The organism is Sphingomonas sp. LR55 (genome assembly GCF_036856015.1).
Classification (GTDB): domain Bacteria; phylum Pseudomonadota; class Alphaproteobacteria; order Sphingomonadales; family Sphingomonadaceae; genus Sphingomonas.
Genome location: NZ_JASPFO010000001.1, coordinates 3,296,375 through 3,322,870 on the forward strand (window position 1 = coordinate 3,296,375; position 26,496 = coordinate 3,322,870).

29 protein-coding genes and 5 pseudogenes are annotated in these 26,496 nt (G+C 66.7%); 9 read left to right on the plus strand and 25 right to left on the minus strand.

Annotated elements, in window-relative coordinates:
* Positions 1–20 precede the first annotated feature (20 nt).
* The 15 genes and pseudogenes from fliQ to QP181_RS15940 all read right to left on the minus strand — a co-directional run bounded on the left by fliQ (position 21) and on the right by QP181_RS15940 (position 12,272).
* The gene (gene fliQ / locus QP181_RS15870; RefSeq protein ID WP_055874447.1) at positions 21–290 is read right to left on the minus strand and encodes a flagellar biosynthesis protein FliQ; all 270 of its coding nucleotides are present in this window, start codon (positions 288–290) and stop codon (positions 21–23) included.
* Positions 291–294: 4 nt separating this feature from the next.
* Positions 295–1,041, minus strand: a complete 747-nt coding sequence (fliP, locus tag QP181_RS15875; protein ID WP_333929138.1) for a flagellar type III secretion system pore protein FliP — start codon at positions 1,039–1,041, stop codon at positions 295–297.
* 200 nt (positions 1,042–1,241) lie between these two features.
* On the minus strand, positions 1,242–1,496 hold the full coding sequence (locus tag QP181_RS15880; protein ID WP_333929140.1) for a flagellar biosynthetic protein FliO: 255 nt from the start codon (positions 1,494–1,496) through the stop codon (positions 1,242–1,244).
* 5 nt (positions 1,497–1,501) lie between these two features.
* Positions 1,502–1,792 (minus strand): flagellar motor switch protein FliN, encoded by a 291-nt coding sequence (gene fliN, locus QP181_RS15885; RefSeq protein WP_056054132.1) that lies wholly within the window; start codon positions 1,790–1,792, stop codon positions 1,502–1,504.
* The gene (locus QP181_RS15890) at positions 1,789–2,751 is read right to left on the minus strand and encodes a flagellar motor switch protein FliM (RefSeq protein WP_333929142.1); all 963 of its coding nucleotides are present in this window, start codon (positions 2,749–2,751) and stop codon (positions 1,789–1,791) included. Before QP181_RS15890 ends, fliN begins: the two co-directional genes overlap by 4 nt.
* A gap of 3 nt (positions 2,752–2,754) precedes the next feature.
* The gene (locus QP181_RS15895; protein ID WP_333923784.1) at positions 2,755–3,333 is read right to left on the minus strand and encodes a flagellar basal body-associated FliL family protein; all 579 of its coding nucleotides are present in this window, start codon (positions 3,331–3,333) and stop codon (positions 2,755–2,757) included.
* A 65-nt stretch (positions 3,334–3,398) separates the two neighbouring features.
* The gene (locus QP181_RS15900) at positions 3,399–4,568 is read right to left on the minus strand and encodes a flagellar hook-length control protein FliK (protein WP_333929143.1); all 1,170 of its coding nucleotides are present in this window, start codon (positions 4,566–4,568) and stop codon (positions 3,399–3,401) included.
* A 178-nt stretch (positions 4,569–4,746) separates the two neighbouring features.
* Positions 4,747–5,394: a hypothetical protein gene (locus QP181_RS15905; protein ID WP_333929144.1), complete on the minus strand. Its 648-nt coding sequence runs from the start codon at positions 5,392–5,394 to the stop codon at positions 4,747–4,749.
* A gap of 45 nt (positions 5,395–5,439) precedes the next feature.
* On the minus strand, positions 5,440–5,862 hold the full coding sequence (locus QP181_RS15910; protein WP_333929145.1) for a hypothetical protein: 423 nt from the start codon (positions 5,860–5,862) through the stop codon (positions 5,440–5,442).
* A 1-nt stretch (position 5,863) separates the two neighbouring features.
* Positions 5,864–7,187: pseudogene (locus QP181_RS15915) on the minus strand (FliI/YscN family ATPase).
* The gene (locus tag QP181_RS15920) at positions 7,181–7,918 is read right to left on the minus strand and encodes a FliH/SctL family protein (RefSeq protein ID WP_333929146.1); all 738 of its coding nucleotides are present in this window, start codon (positions 7,916–7,918) and stop codon (positions 7,181–7,183) included. Before QP181_RS15920 ends, QP181_RS15915 begins: the two are co-directional and overlap by 7 nt.
* Positions 7,911–8,866, minus strand: a pseudogene (gene fliG / locus QP181_RS15925) (flagellar motor switch protein FliG). Before fliG ends, QP181_RS15920 begins: the two are co-directional and overlap by 8 nt.
* Before the next feature lie 50 nt (positions 8,867–8,916).
* On the minus strand, positions 8,917–10,599 hold the full coding sequence (gene fliF / locus QP181_RS15930; RefSeq protein WP_333929147.1) for a flagellar basal-body MS-ring/collar protein FliF: 1,683 nt from the start codon (positions 10,597–10,599) through the stop codon (positions 8,917–8,919).
* Between the two features lies 1 nt (position 10,600).
* Positions 10,601–10,963, minus strand: a complete 363-nt coding sequence (gene fliE, locus QP181_RS15935) for a flagellar hook-basal body complex protein FliE (RefSeq protein WP_120299622.1) — start codon at positions 10,961–10,963, stop codon at positions 10,601–10,603.
* Positions 10,960–12,272, minus strand: a pseudogene (locus tag QP181_RS15940) (sigma-54 interaction domain-containing protein). Before QP181_RS15940 ends, fliE begins: the two are co-directional and overlap by 4 nt.
* Before the next feature lie 295 nt (positions 12,273–12,567).
* On the opposite strand from QP181_RS15940, the gene QP181_RS15945 reads away from it, so the two are divergent.
* Together QP181_RS15945 and QP181_RS15950 are read left to right on the plus strand one after the other, a co-directional pair.
* Positions 12,568–13,395, plus strand: a complete 828-nt coding sequence (locus QP181_RS15945) for a flagellin N-terminal helical domain-containing protein (protein ID WP_333929148.1) — start codon at positions 12,568–12,570, stop codon at positions 13,393–13,395.
* A 177-nt stretch (positions 13,396–13,572) separates the two neighbouring features.
* Positions 13,573–14,364: a DUF72 domain-containing protein gene (locus tag QP181_RS15950; protein WP_333929149.1), complete on the plus strand. Its 792-nt coding sequence runs from the start codon at positions 13,573–13,575 to the stop codon at positions 14,362–14,364.
* Positions 14,365–14,414: 50 nt separating this feature from the next.
* On the opposite strand, the gene QP181_RS15955 is transcribed toward QP181_RS15950, so the two are convergent.
* From QP181_RS15955 to QP181_RS15985, 7 genes and pseudogenes are all read right to left on the minus strand, one after another.
* A complete protein-coding gene (locus QP181_RS15955; RefSeq protein ID WP_333929150.1) occupies positions 14,415–15,137 on the minus strand; it encodes an AcvB/VirJ family lysyl-phosphatidylglycerol hydrolase in 723 nt (240 codons plus the stop codon).
* Positions 15,138–15,215: 78 nt separating this feature from the next.
* A pseudogene (locus QP181_RS15960) lies at positions 15,216–16,816 on the minus strand (cisplatin damage response ATP-dependent DNA ligase).
* A 49-nt stretch (positions 16,817–16,865) separates the two neighbouring features.
* On the minus strand, positions 16,866–17,243 hold the full coding sequence (locus tag QP181_RS15965; protein ID WP_333929151.1) for a DUF6265 family protein: 378 nt from the start codon (positions 17,241–17,243) through the stop codon (positions 16,866–16,868).
* Between the two features lie 198 nt (positions 17,244–17,441).
* Positions 17,442–17,627, minus strand: coding sequence for a DUF1328 family protein (locus QP181_RS15970; protein WP_107955576.1), 186 nt, complete (start codon positions 17,625–17,627; stop codon positions 17,442–17,444).
* A 69-nt stretch (positions 17,628–17,696) separates the two neighbouring features.
* Positions 17,697–18,194, minus strand: coding sequence for a Dps family protein (locus QP181_RS15975; protein ID WP_333929153.1), 498 nt, complete (start codon positions 18,192–18,194; stop codon positions 17,697–17,699).
* 61 nt (positions 18,195–18,255) lie between these two features.
* A complete protein-coding gene (locus tag QP181_RS15980) occupies positions 18,256–18,822 on the minus strand; it encodes a TMEM165/GDT1 family protein (RefSeq protein WP_333929154.1) in 567 nt (188 codons plus the stop codon).
* 3 nt (positions 18,823–18,825) lie between these two features.
* Positions 18,826–19,128: a hypothetical protein gene (locus tag QP181_RS15985; RefSeq protein WP_277983720.1), complete on the minus strand. Its 303-nt coding sequence runs from the start codon at positions 19,126–19,128 to the stop codon at positions 18,826–18,828.
* A gap of 251 nt (positions 19,129–19,379) precedes the next feature.
* Here QP181_RS15985 and rpmG point away from each other — a divergent pair, with 251 nt between their 5' ends.
* Complete coding sequence (rpmG, locus tag QP181_RS15990) at positions 19,380–19,547, plus strand: 50S ribosomal protein L33 (protein ID WP_055881863.1); 168 nt, start codon at positions 19,380–19,382, stop codon at positions 19,545–19,547.
* Positions 19,548–19,975: 428 nt separating this feature from the next.
* Here the strand turns inward: rpmG and QP181_RS15995 are convergent, their stop codons facing one another.
* Complete coding sequence (locus tag QP181_RS15995) at positions 19,976–20,338, minus strand: response regulator (protein WP_132742468.1); 363 nt, start codon at positions 20,336–20,338, stop codon at positions 19,976–19,978.
* 36 nt (positions 20,339–20,374) lie between these two features.
* Between QP181_RS15995 and QP181_RS16000 the strand changes: the two genes are divergently transcribed.
* The 6 genes and pseudogenes from QP181_RS16000 to QP181_RS16025 all read left to right on the plus strand — a co-directional run.
* Positions 20,375–20,659, plus strand: a complete 285-nt coding sequence (locus tag QP181_RS16000; protein WP_132897501.1) for a DUF3572 domain-containing protein — start codon at positions 20,375–20,377, stop codon at positions 20,657–20,659.
* Entirely contained in the window at positions 20,656–21,282 is a 627-nt protein-coding gene (locus QP181_RS16005) for an HAD family hydrolase (RefSeq protein WP_333923796.1), read from the plus strand. The genes QP181_RS16000 and QP181_RS16005 overlap by 4 nt, the downstream gene beginning before the upstream one ends.
* A 182-nt stretch (positions 21,283–21,464) precedes the next feature.
* Positions 21,465–21,929: a RidA family protein gene (locus QP181_RS16010; RefSeq protein WP_333923797.1), complete on the plus strand. Its 465-nt coding sequence runs from the start codon at positions 21,465–21,467 to the stop codon at positions 21,927–21,929.
* Positions 21,930–21,971: 42 nt separating this feature from the next.
* Positions 21,972–22,352 carry a peptidogalycan biosysnthesis protein gene (locus QP181_RS16015; protein WP_333929155.1) on the plus strand — a complete coding sequence of 127 codons (381 nt, stop codon included), beginning with the start codon at positions 21,972–21,974 and terminating at the stop codon, positions 22,350–22,352.
* Positions 22,353–22,369: 17 nt separating this feature from the next.
* A complete protein-coding gene (locus tag QP181_RS16020; protein ID WP_333929156.1) occupies positions 22,370–22,690 on the plus strand; it encodes a peptidogalycan biosysnthesis protein in 321 nt (106 codons plus the stop codon).
* Positions 22,624–23,115: pseudogene (locus tag QP181_RS16025) on the plus strand (GNAT family N-acetyltransferase); the annotation flags it as partial. The gene QP181_RS16020 and the pseudogene QP181_RS16025, both read left to right, overlap by 67 nt.
* On the opposite strand, the gene QP181_RS16030 reads toward QP181_RS16025, so the two are convergent.
* A complete protein-coding gene (locus tag QP181_RS16030; RefSeq protein ID WP_333929660.1) occupies positions 23,078–24,592 on the minus strand; it encodes a hypothetical protein in 1,515 nt (504 codons plus the stop codon). The pseudogene QP181_RS16025 and the gene QP181_RS16030 sit on opposite strands and share 38 nt — an antisense overlap.
* An 85-nt stretch (positions 24,593–24,677) precedes the next feature.
* Positions 24,678–26,483, minus strand: a complete 1,806-nt coding sequence (locus tag QP181_RS16035; protein WP_333929157.1) for a hypothetical protein — start codon at positions 26,481–26,483, stop codon at positions 24,678–24,680.
* Positions 26,484–26,496: the final 13 nt, after the last annotated feature.

A 26,496-nucleotide genomic window follows, 5' to 3' on the forward strand; every position in this document is an offset into this window, starting at 1 on the left:
AAGGGGAGCAGCAAGTGCGCTCATTTCACGAGATCCGGAATGCGCTCGAAGATCCCGATCGTGAAATCGCTCAGCAGCCCGAGGATCAGGCTCCCGAAGATCAGGATCGACACCGCCACCACCACCAGTTTCGGCACGAACGACAGCGTCTGCTCGTTGATCGAGGTCGCCGCCTGGATCATCCCGAGGATCAGCCCAGCCAGCAGCGCCGGGATCAGGATCGGCGCACTGGCGAGCGCCAGCACCCACATCGTCTGATTGGCGACCGTCAGGAAATATTGCGCGTCCATGGTCTCAGGTCGCGAACGAGTTGGCGAGGCTGCCCATCGTCAGCGCCCAGCCGTCGACCAGCACGAACAGCAGCAGCTTGAATGGCATCGAGATGATCGTCGGGCTGAGCATCGCCATGCCGAGGGACATCAAGACGGTGGCGACGACGAGATCAATCACGATGAACGGCAGGAAGATCAGGAAGCCGATCTGGAACGCGGTCTTCAGTTCCGACGTGACGAACGCGGGGAGCAGTACCGAGAACGGGATGTCGGTCGGCGTCGCATAGGGGCCGGATTTCGCGATCTGCGCGAACATCGTGACGTCCTTGATCCGCGTCTGCTTGACCATGAACGCGTGCAGCGGGACGCCCGCCGTCGTGATCATCTGCGTGCCGGCGAGCTGCCCGGCGGCATACGGCTGGATCGCGGTCGTGTTGATCTGGCTGATCGTCGGCGCCATGATGAAGAAGCTCAGGAATAGCGACAGCCCGAGCAGCACCTGGTTCGGCGGCGTCTGTTGCAGCCCCAGCGCCTGGCGCAGGATCGCGAGCACGATGATGATCCGCGTGAAGCTGGTCATCATCAGCAGGATCCCCGGCAGGATCGTGAGCAGCCCCATGATGATGAGGACTTGCAGCGACAGCGACAGCGAGCCGCTCTGGCCGGTATTGCCTGCGGCCTGACCACCAAGCTGGCCAAGCGCGCGATCAACGGCGTCGCCGACGGCGGGGTTGGTCGGGGCAGGGACGGCTTGTGCGAAGGCGGGCATTGCTAGGAATAGCGCGAGGACTATCGCCAGCAGGACCCAAACCCACCCGTTTCCCCGCGAACGCGGGGACCCAGGACCAAGCAGCGCACCGTTCGTGGCTCCTGGATTCCCGCGTTCGCGGGAAAACGAAGAGCGCTTCGGCGCTACGAACAGGGCAGGACCCGAGCCCTTGCGCGTCACCGTCGGACGAACAGCCGCGCTCATGTGTCGACCTTGTCGATCAGGTGCACGCCGCCGCGTCCGACCGAGACGAGCAGCCGGCGGCCCTCGAAATCGATCACCGCAAGGCGCAGGCCCGGCGAGATCATCATCGTTTCCTTGACGCCGATCAGCCGCGTCGAGGGCTTGCCCGGGATCCGGCTCTCGAACTTGCGCCAGAGGTACAGGCAGCCGAACATCAGCCCGCACACCAGTGGCAGCAGGATCACGAGCTTGAGGATATAGGTCCAGAGCATCGGGTTCAGCCGCGCTTGTCGGGGCTGACGAGCTCGGTCATCCGCACGCCGAAGCGCTCGCCGACCGTGACGACTTCGCCGCGGCCGATCAGCGTGCCGTTGACGAACACGTCCAACAACTCGTTGGCCTGGCGATCGAGCTCGATCACGCTGGATTCGCCCAGCGCTAGCAACTCGCGCAGCGTCAGGCTGGTCGAGCCGATCTCGACGGTCAGCTTGACGTCGACATCCTGGAGCAGCCGGAAATTGGCGGCCACGGCGGCGTCGACTGGGAAGCCTCCGGTCATGTCGTTCATGCTGCAAATCCTTCGTCGAAACGTGTAATCGAGGTGAGCTGGATGGCGGCGAAGCCGTTCGATGTGCCGACCGTGCCGCAGCCGAGCCGGTTGTTGCCGACCATCACCGGCACGTCGCCCGAGATGGTGATCGGGATCACGTCGCCGGGCTTCAGGTCCATCAGCATCGTCAGCTTGACGACCGGCTCGGCGAGCACCGAGCGGATCGGAAAGCGCACGTTCATCGCCGCGCGCGTCAGCTCGGTGCGCCACGCCGGATCGGGCTCGGCCGACTTGCCGACGACCTTGGCGGTCAGCGACGGCGCATGCGGCTTCAACGCGGAGACGGGGTAGACGAGGTCGAGGAACACCGGCTTCGCGACGCCCGTGGCGATCCCGAAGCGCGTGACGATCATCGCGTCCTCGCCGTCGAGATCGGCGATCATCGCCGGGTTCACCTCGACACGCGTCGGCTGAAAGTCGAACCGCGCCATCGGCTCCCACGCGGTCTTCAGCGGCGCGGCGATCATCTGGCCGATCCGCGCAACCATCGCTTCGGCGGCGGGCGAGAACTCGGTCGGCAACGTGTGCGGCGCAGCGCCGGTGCCACCGAAGAACATGTCGAGCATCTCGAGCACGAATTTGCCGTCCATGATGCACAGCGCCTGCGCCATGCCCGGCGTCATGATCAGCGGCAGCCACGCGGTCAGCGCATCGCTGCGTTCGGCGCGGTAGTCGGTGAAGCGCTGGACCACGAGAGGCTCGGCCCAGCAGCGCACTTCCTGGCGCAGCAAAGGCTCGAACACGGCGCGCAGGCCGCGGGCAAAGCGCGCCGAGAGATGCTGCAACGAATGCAGGTCGCCGAACGGATTGAGCTTGGCCCCGCCGAGCACGCCCTGATGCAGCACGCCGCCCTGGGGCGCGCCGGAGCGATCCCGGTCGCGTCGCTCGCGTGTCTTTGCTGAGGCCTCGTTAACCATGCCTCACTGAACAACGAAACTGGTAAAGTAAACGTTACCGATGCCGCCGAAGCCTTCCTTCTGCTTGAGCGTATCGTTGATCGCTTTGGCCAGCCGGACCTGCAACTGACGCTTGCCGTCGCTGCTCATCACCTGCTCTTCGGTAGTGTCGCCGAGCGCCATCAGGATGGCCGAACGGACCGCGATGTCGTTGGTCTTGAGGTTGGTGATGACCGTGTCGTCGTACGGCGTGGCGACCGCGATGCCGACCTGGACAAAGTGCGCCGAGTCCTGGAGATTCGAGGTGAATTCCTTCTCCATCGGGTAATAGGTCGACGCGTATTTATCGCCGCCCTCGCCCGCGGGCGGCTTCATCCCGTGGTTTTCAGGCGCGGCCTCCTCGCCCCCGCCATGACCACCGCTCTCTTCGCCACCCTCACCGGCATGCTTCTGCTCGCTCTTGGGAACCAGCTTGGGCTTGCCGTCGTCGACTTCGGCATGGCCGCCGCCAAGCAGCCCGGCGTTCGACGCATAGACGCCCGCGCCGACGCCGCCGCCGACCAGTACCAGCAGCGCAACGCCGCCGATCAGGATCGTCTTCATCTTGCCCTTCTTCTTCGGGGCGGCGTCTGAAGTTTCTTTTGTCGCTCATGTCAGGGTCCTTCGGGTCAAGCGATTCGGGTGTCGTCGGCGGCGTCCGCGATCATCGCGGCCGTCGTCGTCGTGCGATTCGGAATCTGTGATGGGGTGGGCGCGCGCTGCTGGCCGGAGCCGGCATTGCCGTCACCGAGCGCGCCTTGGCCAAGCTTAAGTCCGCGCGCTTCGGCCAGCTCGGCGAGGCGCGGTTGTGCGTCGGCCAGCAGCGTCCGGGTCGCGGCCTGCTCGGCGTTGAAATGGACGTGGACGGTTTCGCCATCCTTGCGCATCGAGACGTTGATCGCGCCGAGCGCGTCGGGGATCAGACGGATCCGCGTATCGGTCGCATCGGCGGCGTCGCGCAAGATCTCGATGCGCTCGATCATCGCGTGCGGCCAGCGCTCCTGCCGCATGTCGAGCGGGGCTTGTTGCGCCTCGGCGGTCTTGATCGCAGGCGCCGATATAGGTGCTCCGGCAGCGACCGATGGCGCGGTCGGATCGGGCGTGTCGCGCTCGTCGCGCGCCTTGGTGGCGGCCTGGATCGCGGCGCCGAATACCTGGCTGGCGGACGCGACGGTGCCCGGTTGCGGCTGGATCGCGGCAGGCTGCGCGAGCGTTAGCGCCACCGGGGTCGTCGCGTCGGTCGCGACCCAGCGCGGCGTGGCCGGCGCGGTGTCGGCGTCTGGTGCTGGCAGCGACGATTGCGCGGTCGAACCGGGTTCGCACGCAAGACCAAGTGGGGGACTCACGCTCGAGATTTGTGGTGCGACGGGCACGGTCCCCGCTAGCGCCATGATCTGCAACGGCGGAGCCGCGACGGGCGTGGTGATGACCGGGGTGGCGGGCGTCAGGGCGACCGGCGTGACCTCTCGCGGAGAGATCTGGCTACGGTCGACGACTCCCACCGCAGGTTGCGGCGAGGCTGTGGCGACGGGTAGGGCGCTGGGCTGTGCGACTGGGCGTAGCGCGATCGGGATTTGCAGAAGTGCGGGTGGCGCGACGGGCGTAGTGATGACCGGGGTGGCGGGCGTCAGGGCGACCGGCGTGACCTTTCGCGGAGAGATCTGGCTACGGTCGACGGCTCCCACCGCAGGTTGCGGCGAGGCTGTGGCGACGGGTAGGGCGCTGGGCTGTGCGACTGGGCGTAGCGCGATCGGATTTTGCAGAAGTGCGGGTGGCGCGACGGGGATCGCTGTTGACACAGCCCGTTCGGCCTGTGCGAGCTTCGTCGCGCTGCGGGATTGCCGGGGGCCGGGGTGATCGAGGTCGTGAGGTCCGGTTCCGCCGCCACGAGAGGCTTTGCGTCCGCCGCACCGGTAGCGCTGGGTTTCGCGCCAACAATCGCCGATCCGGCGGGGACGACGGCGTTCTCGGCCACGATCATCTTGGCGGCTTCGGGGGCTGCGAAGGTGCGGGGGACGCGACTAGCGGGATGTCCGGGTTTGCCTGCGCAAGGGGAGGAGCGAGCGTGGGCTGCGCGATCATGGGCTGATCGGGGAGGGCCGGTTGATCGGCGAGTGTCGCGTCGGCGGTGTCGTCCGACGGGGTCGTCGGGGTGTCGTTCTTGGCCTTGCCGCCGCGGGGCGCGATCGCGAACGCCGCGGGACGCGCCGCACTGGGGCTCGGACGCGGGGCGATGGTGCGTTTGACGATGTCAGGCGTCGCGGGCTCCGGAGTTGCCGGGATTATTGGCTGTACGAGCGTTGGCGATGTCGGGCGCAGACCTGCCGCAAGCGGTTCGGCGAGGAGGGTGACGATCGCCGGGACGATCGGCTGTGCGGCCTCCGTCACGATCGGGGTCGGCAAGGTGTTGCCGGTCGCGGCGGCGTCCTGCCGGACGATCGTGCCGGCCGACAGCGCCGGGATCGCGTCGATCGGAGCCGGCGTCGTCGGCGCACCCTCCGCGGCAGCGTCGTCGTTCGCCTGCGCGAAGGAACCCGCGAAATCGCCCGGTGTCGGACCATTTGGCACGGTCGTCGACCGCGCCTGGGCCGGCAGCATGGGAGAAAGAGTCGCGGTCTGGATCATGCAGGATACTCGTTCGGGTGGCGGTATGGCGCCGTCGGCTCCCGCTCAGCAAGGATCGTGCCGAACCCTTCGGAAGGCGGGCGATTCCTCCATTGCGCGGATCGCCTTCAGCACAGCATCGGCGTCGGCGCGTGCGAGCAGCTTCTCGACCGCGGTCTGATCACGCTTGGCGGCGCGCGTCGCTTCCGCGGCGCGGTCGACCTGGTGTTCGGCCGCCTGCATGCGCTCGACTGCGGCGTCGGCGGATTTCTGCAGGCGTTCGCGGTAATGCGCGGCGGCGCCCAGCGATACCGCGACCTGCGTCTCGTGGACCGGCGCGACCGCCTCGACGAGCAGCGCGATACGCCCGGACAAGAGTTGTTCGCTGGCGAACTTGTCGTGCGCGCGCGCTTCGTCGGCGCGGGTCAGCCCGAGCTGGAGCGTGCGGACGCGGTGGATGCGCGCGAGGGTCTTGCCGCGCTTGTCCATCTCAGCCGCCGAACACGCCGGTCAGCTCGGCGACGGCGTCGTTCAGCGAAACGGTCTCGTCGGCATCCTGGCGGATATATTCCATGACCGCCGGGTGGCAGGCGATCGCCGCGTCGATCGCCGGATCGGCGCCGTGACGGTAGGCACCCATCAGCACGAGATCGCGGTTTTCCTCATAGGTCGCGAGGTGGCGACGCAAGGTCCGTGCAGCCTTGGCATGCGGTGCGTCGACGATATCGGTCATGACACGGCTGACCGACGGGCCGATGTCGATCGCCGGATACACGCCGCGCTCGGCGAGCTGGCGGTTGAGGACGATATGGCCGTCGAGGATCGAGCGGGCCGAGTCGACCACCGGGTCGTTGCCGTCATCGCCGTCCGCCAGCACGGTGTAGATCGCGGTGATCGATCCGCCGGTGTGGACGTCGACGCCGGCGCGCTCGATCAGGTTCGGCAGCATCGCGATGGCACTCGGGGGATAACCGCGCGGACGCGGGTTCGCCGAGCGCGAGGCCGATCTCGCGGCCGGCATGCGCGACGCGGGTCAGCGAATCCATGATCAGCAGGACCTTCTTGCCCTCGTCGCGGAAGGATTCGGCGATCGCATGCGCGCGGAGCGCGCCGCGGATGCGGAGGACCGGCGAGTGGTTGGCGGGGACTGCGACGACGACCGAACGTTTCCGCGCTGCGCCTGCGACTTTGGTTTCCAGGAAGTCGGCGACTTCGCGTGAGCGCTCGCCGATCAGGCCGATGACGATCACGTCGGCCTGCGCGGCGCGGACGATCATGCCGAGCAGCACCGACTTGCCGACGCCCGAGCCCGCCATGATGCCGACACGCTGGCCCTGGCCGATCGTCAGCAGGCCGTTGATCGCGCGAACGCCGACGTCGAGCGGTTCGAGTACGCGGCCACGGTCGAGTGGCGACTGGAGTTTGCCGGCAAGCGGCCAGCGACCGGCGCCGCGGATCGGGCCGAGCCCGTCGATCGGCTTGCCGGCGCCGTCGACGACGCGACCGAGCAATGCCGCGCCGACTTCGGCTTCGCCCGGCGCGCCGATCGGCTTGACCGGCGCCCGCGGGAGGAGCGCGGCGGCACCGCCAAGGTTCATCATCAAGGTGCGGCCGTTGCGGAAGCCGATGACCTCGGCCTCGACGCTCGCATCGCCCTCGCCGACCTGGCAGACGGTGCCGACCGGCAATGTCAGTCCGACCGCTTCCATCAGGAGCCCATCGAACGACGCGAGGCGGCCGGAAACCTTGGGCTTGGCGACGAAATCGGCGTTGGAGAGGGTTTCGAGATAATCGGCGGTAAAGCGGTTCAACATTTGGGCACCGGCACGCGGTCGATCGCGTGCGCCAACTGGTCGAGCCAGAGCTCGGGGCCGTCCTCGACGATGGTCGATGCGCTTTCGAGCACGAAGCTGCCGCGCGCGACGCCGGGATCACCGGCCGCGAAGATTGTCTTCGGCAGGCGGCCTTCGAGTAGCGCTACGTCGTCCGGGTGGACGCGGAGCAGCGCGAATTCGGCGGAGTCGGACAGGAGTTCGGCGGCGGTTTCGATCCGGCCGGCGAGGACGTCGGGGGCGATACCGACTTCACCGACAAGCTTCGAGACGAGGAACAGCACGGTCTGACGGAGCTGCCCTGCGATCCGTTCGCGGTCGATCCGGTCGGCGCCGAGCGCGGTCGCAAGGTCGCCGAGCAAGGCCGCGTCGCGTGCGCCCGCATCACGCGCGGCGGCAGCAGCAGCGGCGAGACCCTCTGCATAGCCGGCGGCATGTGCGTCGGCGAGCGGATCGATGAACGACGACTCGCTGACCGGATCGAGCGGATCCCAGCCGGCGGTCGGGTTCACGTCCTTGTCCGCCGGGCTGAAATGCTTCGGGGCGCTCGGCTCCGTCGTGAAGTTCGGGGACGCGAAGGTAGCCGGACGCACCGTCGCGCGCTCGCGGATATCCGCGGCGGCAAAGCCGGACGGCGGTGCGAACGCGCTGGCCAGGATGTTCGCGGTCGTCGTGTGGCGCGACGCGAAGCCCGCCGTGAACCCGTTAGACATAATCGTCCTCGCCCCCGCCCATCTGGATCGTGCCGTCCTTTGCGAGCCGCGCGCGATCGCGATCATCGCCTTCTGCGCTTCGAGCACTTCGGCGAGCTTCATCGGCCCGCGCGCTTCCATCTCGTCGCGGATACCGTCGGCGGCGCGCGCCGACATGCAGCCGAGGAAGCGGTTGCGGATCGTCTCGTCGACGCCCTTCAAGGACTTGGTCAGGATCTCGCTGTCGACGTTGCGGATCAACGTGCCCAGATTCTTGTCGTCGAGGTCGAGCAGATTGTCGAAGATGAACATCGCTTCCTCGATCGCCTTCGCTACTTCGCGGTCGATCTTGAACAGCTTCGGCATGACGCGCTGCTCGGTCGCTTTTCGTGCGCCCGACAGGATCTTGGCGGCCTCGCGCGTGCCACCCAACGTAACGCCGGCGCCGCCGGGCGCGGAAGCGGTGCGGTTGGCGAGCAAGGTGCGCAGCGTATCGACCGCCTCGGGCGTGATCGGCCCGAGCCGCGCGATGCGATGGAGAATGTCGGGCTGGACCGCATCCGGCAGCAGCTCGAGCACCTGGCCGCCGATCGACGCGTCGAGATTGGCGATCAGGACGGCGGCGATCTGCGGATGTTCCTTCTCGATCATCGCGGCGATCTCGGGCGCGTCGAGCCAGTCGAGCAGCTCGAGTTCGCAGGCGGCTTCGGCCGGGGTGATCCGCGCGAGCACGCTCTCGGCCTTTTCGCGACCAAGCGCGCGGTTCATCACCGCCTCGATCTGCGGGCGCGGGTCGAAGCCGATCGCGGTGCGCTCGCGTGCGTGGCCGACGAAATCGTCGAGCACGTCCTCGACTTCCTGCTCGGACACGTCGGCGACCTTGAACATCGCCGCGCCAAGCTGACGCACTTCCTCGGGGTCGAGCTTCTGGAGGATGGCGGCGGCCTCCTCCTCGCCGACCAGCATCATCAGTACCGCGGCGCGCTCGACGCCGGTGTAGGTGCGGATCGCAACGTCGCTCACTTCGCGTCGGCCTTGATCATGTCGCGCACGGCGAGGGCTGCGCGCGTGGGATTGTCACGGGTGAAGCCGCGGACCGCACCGATCCGGTCGTCATAGCCGCGCGTGTTTTCGAGCTGGTCGAGGCTGACTGGGGCGGCGACACCGATCCCGGTCACGCCACCTTCGCCGTCGACCCCGCCGATCGGCTGGCCCAGCGCCGGCCGCGACGTCGCTTCGTCGCGCTTCTTCATCAGCGCCTTGGCGATCGGACGGACGCCGAGCAGCAGCACCAGCAGCGCGATCAGGATCGCGGTGCCGTTGCGCGCGAGCACCGGCAGCCACGCATTGTCGTACCAGGCGGGGCCGGCAGCGGTATCGGCGGCACCCGCGAACTTGCGGCTGATGACCGTGACGTTGTCGTTGCGTGCCTGATCGAAGCCGACCGCGCTCTTCACGAGATCGCTGATCTGGTTGATCTCCATCGCGGTGCGGCGGCCCTTGTCGGGATCGCGCAGCAGGACGGCGACCGACAGGCGCTTGACCCCGCCCGGCGTGGCACGCGTGACCGATACTTCGCGACCGAGGTCATAGGCGCGCTGATACTGGTCGGACTGCTTCATCGCGTCGGGGGCGGGGCCACCGGCGACCGGCTGTGCGGCCGTACCGGGATTGCCGGTCGCAGCCTGCGGCGTCGACAAGGTGCTGGCGGCGGGTGGCGTGTTGCTCAGCGCGCCGGGAATGCCGCCTGGAGCAGCGCCCGCGCCGTCCTTCTGGTTGCCGGTCCAGTTGCCCGTCTCGGCGCGGAGGACGCCCTGTTTTTCATAGCTCTCGCGCGTTGCCTGGCTCTCGTCGAGATTGACGTCGGCCTGCACTTCCGCGGTAAAGTTGCCTGCGCCGACCAGCGGCGTCAGCAGCGCGATCAGCTGCGTGCGATACTTGTCCTCGACGCGGCGCTGGATATCGATCCGCGCGTCACTGGCTGCACCGGCGCCGTCGTTGCCGCCGGCCTTGGTGAGCAAAGCGCCCATCTGGTCGACGATCGTCACGGCCTCGGGCTTCATCCCCGGCACCGACGAGGCGACGAGGTTGATGATCGAGCTGACCTGCGCATCGCTCAGCGAACGCCCGCCCTGCAATTTCAGGATCACCGACGCGGACGGCGAGGCATTGTCCCGGACGAACACCGACGCTTCGGGCATCGCCAGATGCACGCGTGCCTCGGCGACGGCGTCGATCTCCTCGATCGACTTCGCCATCTCGGATCTGCGCGCTTGGCGGAGGCGTTCGCCTTCGACCGCGCGGGAAACGCCCATCGGCAACTGGTCGAGGATCGCGTAGCCGCCCGGTGCTGCTTTCGGCAGGCCCTGGCCCGCGAGCAGCATCTTCGCACGGCTATAGTCTTCCTCGCCGACGGTCAGTGCGCCGGTGCCTTCGTCGATATGGCTCTTGATGTTGGCCGTGGTCAGCGCGGAGGTGACCGCAGCCTTGTCCGAGTCGGGCAGGCCGCTGAACAGCGTCTTCTGCGTCGGCGTCGACAGGCTCATCCACGCGAGCGCGGCGGCTGCGATCAGCCCGACCATCAGCGCCATCGGCAACGAACGACGAACCGCGGGCTGCGCGAACGCGCCCTTGATCTGCTGGAGGGGGTTGGCGAACCGTTCGGTGCCGCCGGGCGAAGTGGGGATGAGTGCGGTGCTCATGTCAGACCGGCATGCTCATGATATCCTTGTAGGCGGACAGCAGCTTGTTGCGGACCTGCAACGTCGCCTCGAACCCAACCGACGCCTGCTGGCGGGCGAGCATCACTTTCGCGATGTCGACCGTCTCGCCGCGCTCATAGCTTTCGCTGAGCTTGGCGGCCTGGGTCTGGCCGTCGTTGACGCTCTTCAGCGCGGTTTCCATCGAATCGGCAAAGCTGGTCGGCTTGACCGTTTCGGTCGGTGCGACGTTCCCGGCCGCCCCGGCGCGCGACAGCGCCTGGTTGCGTTCGAGGATCTGCGAGCGCAGCGCCATCACGCGGTCGACGCTCATTGCGCCGCCACCGATGCCCGAGACGCCGCTCATGCCGAGGCGGCCCAGTTATGGACACTGCCGATATCGTCACCCTGCTCGCGCGCCTTGGCGAGGCGATAGCGCAGCGTGCGTTCGGAGATGCCGAGACGCTTGGCGGTCTCGATCCGGCTGCCGTTGCACGCCCTCAGCGTCTCGCGGATCGCGGCGAATTCGCTCATCTGGACGATGTTACCCAGAGTCCCGGGGGCGTCTCGGGTTCCGACGGTGCCGTGACAGGCGCGAGCTGAGTCACGGCCACGGTGCGCTGGAACGTCATCGTCACCGGGCGATCGAACACGATGTGGTTCGCCTCGATCGTGTCGCCGCCGCAGAACAGCAGCGCGCGCTGAATCACGTTCTCCAGTTCGCGGACGTTGCCTGGCCAGTCGTGCAGCATCAGCAGCTCGATCGCCGCATGGCTCGGCCAGGGAATGACGTTGCGGCTGCCGGCGTGACGCAGGATCAGCGTCGCGGCGAGCGCGGGGATGTCCTGCGGGCGCTCGGCCAGCGACTTGGTCGCGAGCGGGAACACGGCGAGGCGGTAATAGAGATCGGCGCGGAACCGACCGGCAGCGACTTCGGCGTGGAGGTCGCGGTTGGCGCAGGCGATCACGCGGACGTCGATCGGCTGCGGCACCGACGCGCCGAGCGGCACGACCTCGCGCTCCTGCAACACGCGGAGGAGCTTCGCCTGCAACTGGAGCGGCATCTCGGCGATTTCGTCGAGCAAAATCGTGCCGCCATTGGCTGCCCGGAAGAATCCGTCGCCGCCCGACGACGCACCGGTGAACGCACCCTTCTGGTGGCCGAATAGCAGCGCCTCGAGCATCGATTCGGGGAGCGCAGCACAGTTGATCGCGATGAACGGCTTGTCCTTCCGCGCGGAGCCATTGTGGATGGCGCGAGCAAGCACTTCCTTGCCGGTGCCGGTCGGCCCGTTGATCAGCACGGTGATGTCGGCGGTGGCGACGCGCTCCGCGAGGGCGAGCAGCGCGAGCGACTCGGGGTCTGCGGCGGTCGGCATTTCCGGGCCACCGATCAGGGCACGCGCGAAGCCGTTGCCGACCGCGGTATCCTCGGCGGCAAAGCTGATCCGCGCCGGTGCGCCAGCGCGCGACGGGGTGACTTCGCGGCCTTCGCAGCCGATCACGACGGTGCGGGCAGGGGCGGTGATACCCTCGCCATCCGCGACGAGGAACAGATCGTTCGGGCCGGGTTGGGCGGTGGCGAACGAGCCCACGCCGAAACCCTGCGCGCGCAGCGACGAGACGAGCGCGTATTTCCGCGAAGTGACTGCGGCTGATGGAAAAATCGAACGCATGGTGTTCCCCCTGGACGATTCGTCGATTGGGGCATTGGTGGTAAACTTGTGGTTAAACGCTGCCGTCTGCCGGCAAATTTTATCCGGGCGCGTTCGCGCGGACACACGGGCTCACCCACACGCGCGTCCTGCCTGCGAGCACGCGTCCCGCCTACGTGCGAGGCGATCCGAACGCGGTCGGGGCCTGCAATTTTTTTCTAAAGCCCGCTTCGACCCGGCCGTTACTCACTCTGACGGCACGGGACTTCGCCATGGGGGCGGCGCGGATCGTCTGAACATTCACGGAGATTTCGCAATGACTGTCATCGGTACCAACGTCTCGGCACTGCGCGCCCAGAACGCTTCGACCTCGGCTTCGAACATGCTCGCAACGTCGATGGAGCGTCTGTCGACCGGCAAGCGCATCAACTCGGCCAAGGACGACGCCGCCGGCCTCGCCATCTCGTCGTCGATGACGTCGCAGATCAAGGGCATGAACCAGGGCATCCGCAACGCCAACGACGGCATCTCGATGGCGCAGACCGCAGAGGGCGCGCTCGACGAGGTCACCAACAACCTCCAGCGCATGCGTGAACTCGAAGTCCAGAAGGGCAACGGCACGTATTCGGTGGACGATCAGAAGAACATCAAGGCAGAGCAGGACGCATTGTCGACGCAGATCACCAACGTCCTGTCGAACACCGCTTTCAACGGCGTCAAATTGTTTGATGGCAAGGCGGGTGCGGGCACCGACGGCAAGGTTTCGATCCAGGCCGGCGCGAACTCGACCGATGCGATTGTGCTGGACCTCGGCGGCGATCTTTCCGTTGCTGCCACCGGCGTGGGCACGGTCGTGACCACCGGCGGTTCGGCAGGCACGTTGGCCGACTACGACACCGCGATCTCGAACGTCTCGAACCGCCGTGCGAACCTCGGTGCGGCGCAGAACCAGCTCCAGTCGGCGGTCAACAACCTGACGTCCAACTCCACCAACCTGTCGGACGCCAAGAGCCGCATCGAAGACACCGATTTCTCGTCGGAAACGACTGCGCTCGCCAAGGCACAGATCCTGAGCCAGGCATCGACGGCGATGCTCAGCCAGGCGAACCAGAGCCAGCAGAGCGTCCTGAAGCTGCTTCAGTAATCCGAGCCCCGGCATCGGCATCGCCCCCAAAGGATGACGATGCCGATCGGATCCGCCGCCCCGTCGTTCAGGCGGTACGAAACCCCGATGGCGCAGGCCGTCGGGGTTTTTGGGGTTTTGCGCCAAAACGCCGAAGCGATGTCGCCAGCGCGGCCGCCGACGCGCTAGACATACGGCATGACCATCAGAATCGGTATTGGCGGCTGGACCTACGAGCCGTGGCGCGGGACCTTCTATCCCGAGAAATGGCCGCAGAAGCGCGAACTCGACTATGCGGCCGGTCACGTCACCGCGATCGAGATCAACGGCACCTATTATGGCCGCCAGAAGCCCGCGACGTTCGCCGCCTGGGCCAAGGCGGTGCCCGACGGGTTCGTCTTCTCGCTCAAGGCCTCGCGCTATTGCACCAATCGCAAGGTGCTCGCGGAGGCGGGGGAGTCGATCGCCAGGTTCACCGGGCAGGGGATCGTCGAACTCGGCGACCGGCTCGGGCCGATCCTGTGGCAGTTCATGGCGACCAAGACTTTCGATGCGGACGATTTCGCCGCGTTCCTGAAACTGTTGCCCGATCGGCAGGACGGCGTCGCGCTGCGTCATGCGGTCCAGGTCCGGCATGAGAGTTTCGCGGTGCCCGAATTCGTCGCGATGTGCCGCGATGCGGGGGTCGCGATCGTGTTCGCGCAATCCGCCGAATACCCGGCGATCGCTGACATCACCGGTGACTTCGTCTATGCGCGACTGGAGGATGCGGAGGAGCGCTTCGTCGCCGGCTACGCCCCGACCGCGCTCGACGACTGGGCCGGCAAAGCGAAGATCTGGGCTGCTGGTGGCAGACCGCAGGGGCTACCCTATGTCGAGGATGCCACGCCGCCGAACCAGCCCCGTGAGACGTTTATGTTCTTCATCAACGGTGCGAAGGTGCGTGCTCCCCAGGCCGCAATGGCGTTGATCGCGCGCATCACGGCCTGACCATCAGTCGAACGCTTCGCCGGCCTAGGGTGAAACCGACCGGATCGCGGTCAGCACATGCGCGAGCAGGCCATCGGCGTCGTGACGGATATTATGCCCCCCGGCATCCCGATCTTCCGCGCGTTCGGCGTCGTCAGCAGCGGACACAGGCTGTCGGTTTCCTCCACCCCATAGATGCACGTGACCGGCGCCCAGGTCAGCTGGTTCCCCGTCGTCACCCCCATGCTGTCGGGGGTGCCATGATCGTAGAGCAGGCTGGACGGATCGGCGCGGTAGAACACTGTGTCCCCCGGCAGGATCAGCACGATCGCGGCAACGCGGGGGCGCAAGGCCGCCGGCAGGTTGGCGAGACCGGTCTGGACGATATCCGCGCCGTAGGACTGCCCCATTACCACGATCCGCTTCGCGCCGGTCCGCGCCAGCGCGGTCCGGATGCCCTCCGCGATGATCGCATCGAGCTCGGCGCGCGTGACATGATGTGCGAACAGCGCGGGCGTGGTGATCCCGACGACCGGGATGCCGTGCTCGGTCAGCCCCCGCGACGTCGATGCGCCGAGCAGGAAGCGCAGCCCCATGTCGCCCGAAAAATTGACCACCGCGATTGGCGGCGGTCCGGACGCGTGCACGCCGAGCGCCGGATACACATGCACCGGATCGCGGTCGAAATAGCCGGCGAGGTAGACGAACAGCACGACGATCCCCGAGATGATCCCGGTGACCCAGGCGCCACGGCGGACGCGCCGTGCCACGACGGTGCGGGAATGCTTCGTCATGTTCACCGGACCATTCTTATGCGTATTACGATCGGGCGGCGATAGGCCGCCCTCCCATGCGCTTTCATGACGCGCGGATTACGTGATCATCCGTTTGAGCGTCTCGATCCGATCGGCCTCCGCCGCGGGCTTGTCCGTCCTGATCCGCGCGATCCGCGGGAAACGCATCGCCACGCCCGATTTGTGACGTTTCGAGATCGTGGAGCGAATCGAACGCGATCTCCAGCACCAGCGTCTTCTCGACCTCGCGGACCGGGCCGAAACGGTTCTGCGTATGATTGCGGACGAAGCTGTCGAGCATTTTCAGCTCTTCATCCGTAATCCCGGAATACGCTTTGCCGACGGGCAGCAGCTCGCCGTCCTCGGTCCAGCAGCCGAACGTATAGTCCGAATAATAGGACGAGCGGCGCCCCGAGCCTCGCTGCGCGTACATCATGACGCAGTCGGCGGTCAGCGGATCGCGCTTCCATTTGTACCAGAGACCCGCACGGCGGCCGCCGACATAGGGCGAGTCGCGGCGCTTGAGCATGACGCCCTCGATTGCGGCATCGCGCGAGGTTGCGCGGATCGCTTCCAGCGCGGTGAAGTCCTGCGCTTCTATGACCGCACTCAGGTCGAACCGCTCGGGATCGAGTTGCGGCATGAATGCCTCCAGCCGCGCGCCGTTCGGTCCACGGCAGCGCGCGCAGATCCTCCTCGCCATCGATCAACAGATCGTAGAGCCGGACGAACGCGGGGTACTCCGCCAGCATCTTCGCCGACACGGTCTTGCGGCCAAGCCTTTGCTGGAGCGCGTTGAAGCTCGCCGCGCCGCCGCCATCCTCCAGCGTGCCGCCCTGATGCTCGCCCTTCACCAGCAGTTCGCCGTCGACCGTCCCCGGCGTCCGGAATGCGGCGGCGATTTCCGGAAAGCTGCCCGTCACGTCGTCGCCGGTGCGGCTATAGAGTCGCGTCTCGCCGGCGACATGGACGATCTGCACGCGGATGCCGTCCCATTTCCACTCGGCCGCATAGTCGGCGAGATCGACACGCAGATCCTCCAGTCCGTGCGCGAGCATGAACGGCCGGAACACGGGCACGTCGGCCGGCGTCGGCTGCTCGCCCGTGCCCTCGGCCCAGGCGAACAGGCTCGGATAGGGTGCATCCAGCCCATGCCAGACCTCCTCGACCGCATCGACATCGAGCCCGAACGCGTCGGCCAGCGCGGTCTTCGCCAGCCTCGCGGAAACGCCGATCCGCAGCGCGCCGGTCGCCATCTTGAGCAACGCGAACCGCTCCTCGGCATCGGATCGGTCGAGCATGTCGGCCAGCGCGGCGGGGGCATCGGCACGCGACAGCGCCGCCAACCGCTCGACGACATCGGTAATCGACAGGGGTGTGGGGTCGACCGGCACCGTCGGTTCGGGCCAGAGCAGCGCCACCGTCTCCGCGGTATCACCGACATAGTCGCGACTCATCCGGAACAGCACCGGGTCGACGCGCTCCTCGATTAGTCCTCGGATGACTGCCGATTTCACGCCCTTGAGATCGAGATCGCCGGTCAACGCCGCCATCGCCCAGCCACGATCGGGGTCGGGCGTGGCGCGCAGGTAATCCGCGATCAGTTTCAGCTTCGCGTTGCGCGACCGGGTGTAGGTGAGCGAGTCGAGCAGGGCGGCAAAGCGTGCATCGGTCGTCAACGCACGGGAAGCCGCCGCCGCTCCGCGAACCCGTTCAACGCGGGCATCTTCACCGCGTGCGCGTGTAGCTGAAGAGCGCCTCGTGCGGCGCCTTGCCATCGATCCGTACCCAGACGTCGATGCGGTTGGGCCCGAGTCGCCGCATCGTCAGACCGTCGAAATGGATCGCGTCCTTCTCGATCGCGACGAGCGCGAAGCTTTCCGGCTTACGCGTTTTATCTTCCCAGCCGGTCAGGTCGGCGTTGAAATGACGCAGCCGATAGGCCAGCGATTTACCGACGGGGACGATCTGGATCAGTTCGTAAAAAGCGACCTTGCCCTCTTGCGTCTGGGTGAAATGTCCCGTGATCTGACCGGCTTCGGGCGCGGAATAGACTTCGATGGCATCGCCGCCGAGACCGGGACCGCGCCAGCTTCCTCCAGCCACGCGAGCGAATCGATGTTCGCGTTCGGTGACGCCACGCCGGGAACGGCGGACCGCGTCTCGTCGGGAACGGCCGCGAGCGACGAGGCCGGCAAGGCCGCGAGTGCGAGGATCGAGATCCAGAAATGCATATAGCCTCCACCGTTTCCGGCAGAGGCTACATGTTTGGCGGCTCTATGCGAGTCGCAAGCGATATCCGCGTTAGTCGACCGCGTTCTTGATGCCCTTGCCCGCGAGCAGGCCGAGCACGAGGAAGATCACGAACAGCGCGATCGCGATGAAGAACAGGATTTTCGCGATGCCGATGAACGCGCCGCCGATGCCGCCAAAGCCGAGCAGCGCGAGCACGGCGCCGATGACGAGAAAGGTGATTGCGAGCTTCAGCATGACGGACTCCTGTTTTCGATAGGGTCGCTGAACCGGTGCGGCTGCCTGATTGTTCCCTTACTGTAACGATCAGCCCTTGCGGCTGGCCTCGAACAGGAACCAAGCGCGTTCTTCGGCATGATCCGTCCACTCGTCGACGATCCCGCTGGTCGCATTGTCCTTGGCGGCGTCGGCGGCGTCCTTGACGATGCGGAACTGCTCGACGAGCTTCAGATTGTCCTCGCGCAGTTCGGCGAGCATCTCGGTCGGGCCGACGAACGCCATGTCGTTGTCCGCGATCGTCTGGTGGCGCGAGATGTCGCCGATCGAGCGCAACGTGGTGTTGCCCGTCTTCCGCACGCGCTCGGCGATCGCGTCGGTGGTGCCGAGGATCTGCGCGGACTGGTCGTCGAGCAGCAGGTGGTAATCGCGGAAATGCGGCCCCGACATGTGCCAGTGGAAGTTCTTGGTCTTGAGATACAGCGCGTAGCAATCGGCGAGCGCGGCGTTCAGCGCGTCGGCGACCGACTTGGTGCTGTTGCTCGGCAGGTCGGTCGGCGTGTCGAGGGCGGGGTTGATATCGGCCATGGCTAGCTCCGGTTTTGAAGATCGTTGCGTAAACGATCCGAACGCGAAAATGCTCCTCCCGTCAAACGAGCCGGAGCGCGCTGAGCGCGAGGACGAGGCCGAAGATCACGAATACGATGCCGATGGCGATACGGAGCGGCTTGAGCGGAAGTTTCAGCCATGCGGCTTCGCCCATCAAGGCTGCGGGGACGATCACCACCAGCGAGCCGATCGTCGCGCCGATCGCGGCCAGCGCAGGGACGGGGGTCCGCGCGGCGAGCGTCAGGACGATGAACTGCACGCCGTCGCCGAACGCGAGGATGAAGAGGCCGAGTGCGGTGGTCGCGAGCGCGCCGATCTTCCAGCCGGTCAGCCGCTCGGGCGCCTTGGCCGGAAAGAACGACCCGCCGCCCTGCAACAGCAGCGCGAGCGCGAGCATGAGCTGTTGTGCGTTGGGCGCGAGCTTCGGCCCGATGATCGCGCCGAGCGTCGCCGCGAGGCCGCTCGCCGAGAGCAAGGCTACCGCGGCCATCAGGATCACCAGCCCCGGCTTTGCGTACCGGTCCGACAGGATCGCCGCGAGCCACGCGGTGCGGTCGCCGACCTGCGCCAGCGCGGCCGCGACGAGGGCCGCCATCAAGGCGTCCATGGATTATCCCGCAAGACGCACCGAACAGGCGGCGGCGAACGCGTGGCACGCCTGGACGTCCTGCCGCTCGCAGCCGACCGCATCGCGCAGGATCGCCAGCCAGCCATGCACCAGCGCGCCATGCTCGCCACGCGAGAGCGCCGAATCAACGAAGTGCGCGACGGTGACCGCGGGATTGAGGCCGTTGCTGTGCGCGATCACGCGGATCGCATCGATTTCGGTGGCGATGTCACAGGGGCGGGAATAGGGCGCTCGGACATCGATCGCGGCGATTCGCGCGGCGAGATCGGCCTTCACCGCGATCATGGCGTCGATCTCGTCCTATGTCCGCGGGTACCATCTCGGTGAGTCGTAGCGCCTGCCCCATCATCCCGCTCCTTTTTATCTGACGATATGATGCGCTTGCGGTGGTGAATAGCGGGTTAAATGCGGCGTCGTGGCGGATGCGGGGGCCGTAAAGCTTGACTTCGTTCCTTACGTCCGCCATGCGCCGCCCCTGATGGAGCGGCGGCGTCAGTTCGCCGCTTTCGCATTTTCAAGCCATAGGAATTGGGCTCATGGCCAAGCCGACCACCGTAAAGATCAAGCTGCTCAGCACCGCTGACACCGGCTTTTTCTACGTCACCAAGAAGAATCCCCGTACCAAGACGGAGAAGCTCTCCTTCTCGAAGTACGATCCCGTCGTGCGCAAGCATGTCGAGTTCAAGGAAGCCAAGATCAAGTAATCGGGTTGGCGGTGCGAACCGCCGTCTGATTGCGAAGATCGTGAAAGCCGCGGGTAATTCCGCGGCTTTTGGCGTTTGTGTCCGGAACGTCCGTCATCCCAGCGAAAGCTGGGATCTCCCGCCGCGAGGGTACGCCCGCAACGGGGAGACCCCTGCTTTCGCTGGGGTGCCGGGGTGGGGCGCGTACGCCCGACCCTCCCCGTTCGTCCTGAGTAGCCATCGAGTAGTCGCCGCAGGCGGCGTATCGAGAGGGCGTATCGAAGGACAGGTTGGCGCGGGGAACCCATGCTTCGATACGCGCCCTCGATACACTCCTGGCGGAGCTACTCGGTCTCTACTCAGCACGAACGGGGGTGGGGGGTAGGCACTAAATCATGGGTTGAGGCGGTAAGGCGGGTCGAGGCGAACGGCGCGTTTCCGCTCCCGCCTCAGATCAACGCCCCGACCGCATCCATGAACCGCGCCAGACTGATCGGCTTCGACACATACGAATCCGCGCCCGCAGCCCGTATCCGTTCCTCGTCCTCGCGCCCGGCATACGCCGTTACCGCCATCACCGGGATCGCGCGCAGCTCCTCGTCCGCCTTCAGTTCGAGGATGATCTCGTAGCCGGTGACGTGCGGCATCTGGATGTCCATGATGATCAGGTCGGGTACGAAATCCCGTGCCCGCGCAACGGCTTCGCGGCCGTCGCGCACGGGTTCGACGGCGAACTGGTGCGCGCGCAGCAAATCGCAGAATAGTTTGAGGTTCAGTTCGTTGTCCTCGACAACGAGCACCTTCTTTGTCACCGCCGCACCTTATCCGGAAAGAGGGCACGATAGGCAATGCGCGACCGCGATTCAAACGAAGACGCCGAAGCGCTCGCCCTGCGCGCGCTGGTATGGACGCTGGTCGAGCCCGACCGCGCGATGCGGCTGTTGTCGGTCACCGGCCTCGAGCCGCACGATCTCCGCGCAAGGGCGAGTGACCCGACCGTGCTGTCGGCGGCGCTCGGCTTTCTCGAAAACCACGAGCCGGATCTGATTGCGTGCGCCGAATCGCTCGGTGTGAAGCCCGAGGCGCTGGTCCGCGCGCATGCCAGACTGGACCAAGGAGATTTCGAAGCATGAGGCCGTTGTTGATCAGCGATTGCGACGAAGTGCTGCTGCATATGGTCAAGCATTTCGGCGTCTGGCTCGACGAGCGCCACGATATCGACTTTGCGATCCAGCACGGCGATTTCTCGACCGCGATGACGCGGCGTGACGGTGGCCCGCCGCCGTCGCGCGAGGACATGTGGGCAATGCTCGGCGAGTTCTTCCCCGCCGAGATGCATCGCCAGACGCTGGTCCCGCATGCGGTCGAGGCGCTCGAGCGGCTGGCGCAGGTCGCGGACATCGTCATCCTCACCAACCTCCAGGACGAATGCCGCCAGCCGCGGATCGAGCAGCTTGCCAAGTTCGGCATCGCCCACCGCGTCGAGTGCAATCAGGGCGGCAAGGGCACGCCGGTGTCGCGACTGGTTGAGGAATATGGGTCGCCTGTAACGGTGTTCGTTGACGATCTGGCGGTGCATCACGAGTCGGTCGCGAAGCACGCCCCGGGGGTGCACCGGTTGCACATGGTCTCGGAGCCGACGTTGGCGGTGAATGTGCCGAAAGCGCCCGAAGCGCATGCGCGGATCGACGACTGGCGCGAGGCGGCGGACTGGATCGCCGCGCGGTTCGAAGCGGGTGTGCCGGCGAACGCCTGATTCCCTCTATCCTCCCCTGCAAGGGGAGGTGGCGCGAAGCGACGGAGGGGTGACGCGCTATCGAGGGCGGGTCACCCCTCCGTCAGCGCTGCGCGCCGCCACCTCCCGTTGCAGGGGAGGATAGGGGTTGGGCGTGCCCACGCACTTGACCCATCCCCCACCGCTGTGGTGATACCTCCGCCATGACCGATCGTATCGACCGCAAGCTCGAAGAGCTGGGCCTCACCCTTCCCCAGGCTGCCGCGCCCGTCGCCGCCTATGTCCCGACCGTGCTGGCGAACGGCATGCTCCACATCTCGGGCCAGTTGCCGTTCAAGGACGGTGCCTTGGTCAAGGGCCGCGTGGGAGACGACGTCTCGATCGAAGACGCGCAGGACGCCGCCCAGCTGTGCGGGCTCATGCTGGTCGCGCAGATGAAGGCGGCGCTCGGGACGCTTGGCCGCGTCGAGCGGATCGTGAAGCTCGGTGTATTCGTCAACTCGACCGGAGACTTCACCGACCAGGCCAAGGTCGCCAACGGCGCCTCCGAGCTGATGGTCGCGCTTTTCGGCGATAGCGGCAAGCACGCGCGCTCGGCCGTTGGCGTTGCCGTCCTCCCGCTCGGTGCTGCTGTCGAGATCGACGCGATCGTGCAGGTTTCCGCCTGACCTCCTTGGAGGCGTGCCCTCGCGTCTCTACCTAAGGCAGTGATGAATTCGGTCACTGCTCGCATCGCCCAAGGCGTCACCTCGATCGCGGCCGAGGACTGGGAAGCGTGCTCCGGCACCGCCAACCCGTTCGTCGGCCACGCCTTCCTCTCCGCACTCGAAACATCGCGCAGCGTCGGCGGCCGCTCCGGCTGGCAGGCGCTGCCGGTCGTGGTCGACGGCCCCGACGGCAAACCGGCGGGAATCGCGCCCGCCTACGCCAAGAGCCACAGTCAGGGCGAATACGTCTTCGACCAGGGCTGGGCCGACGCGTGGGAACGGGCAGGGGGCAATATTATCCCAAGCTTCAGATCGCCGCGCCGTTCAGCCCGGTGCCGGGCCCGCGCCTCCTCCTTCGCGACCGCGAGCAGGCCCCCGCGCTGATCGCCGCTCTGGAGGCGGTGACCGACCAGAGCGGGCTGTCCTCCGCGCACGCGACCTTCATCGATCCGGGCGAGGTGGCGCTGTTCGAGGCGGCGGGCTGGCTGATCCGGCAGGGCACGCAGTTCCACTGGAAGAACGACGGCTATGCCAGCTTTGACGATTTCCTCGCCGTGCTCGCCAGCCGCAGGCGGAAAGCGATCCGCAAGGAACGCGCCGCCGCGGTAGAAGGCCTGACGATCCGTCACCTCACCGGCGCCGAGATCACCCCCGCGCACTGGGACGCGTTCTGGGTCTTCTATCAGGACACGGGCGCGCGAAAATGGGGCAGCCCTATCTGACGCGCGCGTTCTTCGACCAGATCGGCGAGACGATGGGCGACCAGATCCTGCTGATCCTTGCCGAGCGCGACGGCCTCCCTATCGCCGGCGCCCTCAACCTGATCGGGGAGGACACGCTTTACGGCCGCTATTGGGGCGCGACCGAGGAGGTGCCGTTCCTCCATTTCGAGGTCTGCTATTACCAGGCGATCGACGCCGCCATCGCTCGGGGGCTGCAGACCGTCGAGGCCGGCGCGCAGGGCGAACACAAGCTCGCGCGCGGCTATGCGCCCGTCGCGACCTATTCCGCACACTACATCCCCGACCCAAGCTTCCGCCGCGCGATCGCCGACTATCTCGTCCGCGAACGCGAGGCGGTCGCCGAGCAGCAGGAGTATCTCGGCGAGCTTACTCCGTTCCGGCGGGGCGAACCGCAGGCTTGTTGACGCGGTACAACAGGCTGGTTCCATCGCGGCGGATCAGCGTCAGGTCGCGGACCAGCGCCGGATCGAACTTCTGCGGGTGGATCAGCCACATATAATCGAACGCATCGCGCGGGAATTTCGCGAGCGCCATCGAGATCGGCCGCCAGAACTGGCCGCGGCATTTGACGTCGCTCACCACCTCCGACGGATCATGCGCAAAGCCCTTCGCCGCCGCATAGTTGGTCGTCAGCAACTGTGCGCCCGCCATCGACCATTGGTCGTTGGTAAACGCCAGCCGCCGCTCCAGCAGCAGCGCCGGCACATGCTCGAGCCGCGAATACGCCCAGTCGTCGCGACACCGCCGCCCGACGAACGACACCACGCGAGACCGCTCGGGCACGGTATCGATCGCCGCGATCGCCTGGTCGTAGCTGCGATCGTACATCAGATAGCTGACCGTCGTCCCCGCCAGCCGCACCCCGAAGAACGCAAACCCCAGCACCGCGAGCACCGCCGCCCCACGCAACGACAGCCCATGCCGCGGCCGCAGCGCGATCACCGCGATCGCCAGCACGAACGGGGCAAGCCGCATGTCCGCATAGGCCGACCCGAACACGATCCGCGGCAACAGCACGTACACCGCCGCCAGGAACAGCGCCGACAGCCCCAGGTTGCGCGAATATTCGATCGTCTGGTCGCGCACGCCCCGGAACAGGATCACGAACAGCACCGTCACCGACGCGATGTCGAACGCCATCCACCGATCGCGCAGGACCATCGTGATCCAGTTCATCTTCCAGCGCCAGTTGAACCAGTCCTGCGTCTTGCCGCCGACATGATCGCCCGAGCGCCACACCACCATCATCACCATCGGCAGTGCGAGCGGCAGGCAGTTGAGCCCGGCCTGGACGAACGCCCTGAACCAGCCATGCGCCCAGCTTTTGGGATCGCTGTCGCGGCGGATGTCATGCTGGCGGATCAGCTCGGCGGAGAAGGCGAGCACGCCCAGCACGCCCCAGCCGAACGTATGGCACAGCCACAACAGGCACGAGACGGGGATGAAGATCGCGGTGCGCAGCTTGGTGCGCCCGAGCCGCCCCATCCGCAGCCACAGCGCGAACAGGTTGAGCGCGAGCGCCATCGCGAGCGCGAAATTCACGAATCCGAACTGGAACGGGTAACTATAGGCGAGCGGCAACGCGAACAGCGCGGTCGCCGGGATTCGGCCGTGCACCTCGCGCGCGATCCACAGCAGCCCGGTCACGGTCAGCGCCGGGATCGCCATCACGATCAGCTTCACCGCCAGCTGCAACCCGAAGATCGGCGCCAGCGGTTCGATCAGCAGGTCGATCCCGAGGTTGCCGATCATCTGCCAATGGAAGTTATACCACTGGGAAAGCCAGGGATTATCGCCGATCGCCAGCTGGACGCGGTAGCGCCCCATATGGCCCGGCAGGTCGACCAGCGGCGGGATTTCCGGCCACAGCAACGGTATCATCGACGCCAGCGCCACCGCGACGACGAAGCCGCGCGTCTGCCACCAGTTCAGCCGCCCCGTCTTACCGTCGTCCACTCATTCCCCGCTACCGCAACGTCGTCATCGGATGCGATAGAGGCGGAGTCTTGCCCCATGCAAGGGGAGACGTACGAAGCCCGGCGGGGCCCGGCCGGTTTGCAGCATCGTCGCAAGACTGTTCGGATAGCTGTGCGTCACGTCGATCTCGGAAAAATCTCCTGGACAGAAAGCGACATAGGTCACGTTCCACGCGCGCGATCGTCGCGCTGCGGTCGGGGCGGCTCAGAAAATAGCGATACATCGCCATGTTGCCGCGGTTGTTGCGGTGATAGCCGGCGCCGACGGTCGACAGATGCGTCGCGCCGATCAGATAGGATGCCATGTTCGTCGGTGCCATCACCACGCCCGGCGGATACCGATCGACCTGCGCCCAGGCGTCGCCGGTGTTGCAGAGGATCTGCGGCGTCGTCGCAGGCGGGATCCGCACGCCGGGATTGAGGACACGGACCGCGACGACGGGCGCCTCGGCATAGGTGATGCCCGCCGAGACCAGCCAGGCGCCGATCAGCGCGGGCGTCGACCAAGTCGTTCGACGCCGCGCCGCCAGGATCAGGCCGGCGAGCACCGGTATGACGGTCGGTGCGCCGATATACGTCCCCCGCGCCTGTGACAGCGAGACGAGCGCCGAGACGCCGATCACGCCGACGAGCGGCATCATAACCGCCCAGCGCTTCGGCGTGCGTGCAACCATCCAGGCCGACGCGATGCACCCCGCGAGCAGCAGTCCGCCGATCGACAGCGTGCGGGCGAACGTCGCCTGCGCAAAAATGCTGTTCGCTTCGTCGATGTGCGGGAGGAAGGCGGCACGAAGGAAGGGGTCGACCATCCCGTACGGCCCGGTCAGGCATCCCGGATAGGCGGCCAGCGTCCCGCCCAGTGCAAGCGTTCCGAGCACGCCGCCCACGACGATGCGCGATGGCCATGTCCGCAGCCACGGTGTCGCCGCTGCCAGTGCGCCAAGCGACGCGGCGACGGCGAGCGTGCCTGTCGCCGACGCCGGCGTGAAGGCGTCGCACAGCGCAGGCGACCAATAACCGGGACGCATCGCCACCAGAAAGACGCCGGTCGTCGCTGCAAGGGCTGCCGCGAATCCCGTAAGACGCAGCCGTTCGCGGTCGCCGGATACGACCCAGAACATCGCCAGCGTGGCGACGAGTGCGGCGACTTGCGGCGCGGTTTCCAGTCCGATGACGAGGCTGGCGGCGACCGCAATACCCGCCATGATGCCGCTGCCGATCGTCGGCCGACGCATCATCACGAGGATCGCGATCTCGATTGTCACGATCTGGAGCGCGTGGTGATCGATTCGCCCCGGGATGAACAGCGTGATGCCGGGATAGGCGAGGCCTGCCAGAATGGCCGCCACGACCGCCGCCTCGTTACCCCATAGCCGGCGCGCGATCCGCGCCGACAGGAATATGTTGCAGGCAAAAAGTAGCGCCGGGTACAGCAGCACCGCAGTCAGTTCGGCACCGTGACGGCCGACCAGCGGCGTCGCCGCAAGGATGATCCCGGCGATCCCGAAATCGTTCAGCCGCGACCAGTGCATCGGTGCGCCGAGCGGGGGCGCCATGCGGTATTGCGTCCAGTCGTTGAAGCCCTGGCCATTGAGCCAGTCGCGGACCTGCGCCAGCCGCATCATGTCGTCCGCATCGGGCAGGATCAGTTGCCCGACGCGGTGCCAGTCGGTGATCGCCCAGCAGGTCGACAGCAATGTCGCCAGCACCACCGCGACGATCACGTCGAAGCGGATCGCACGGTCGCGGCGTGCGACATAAGCGGGTGCGTCGTCGATTGGCGGCGGGTTTGGCATGCGGTCATCCTGC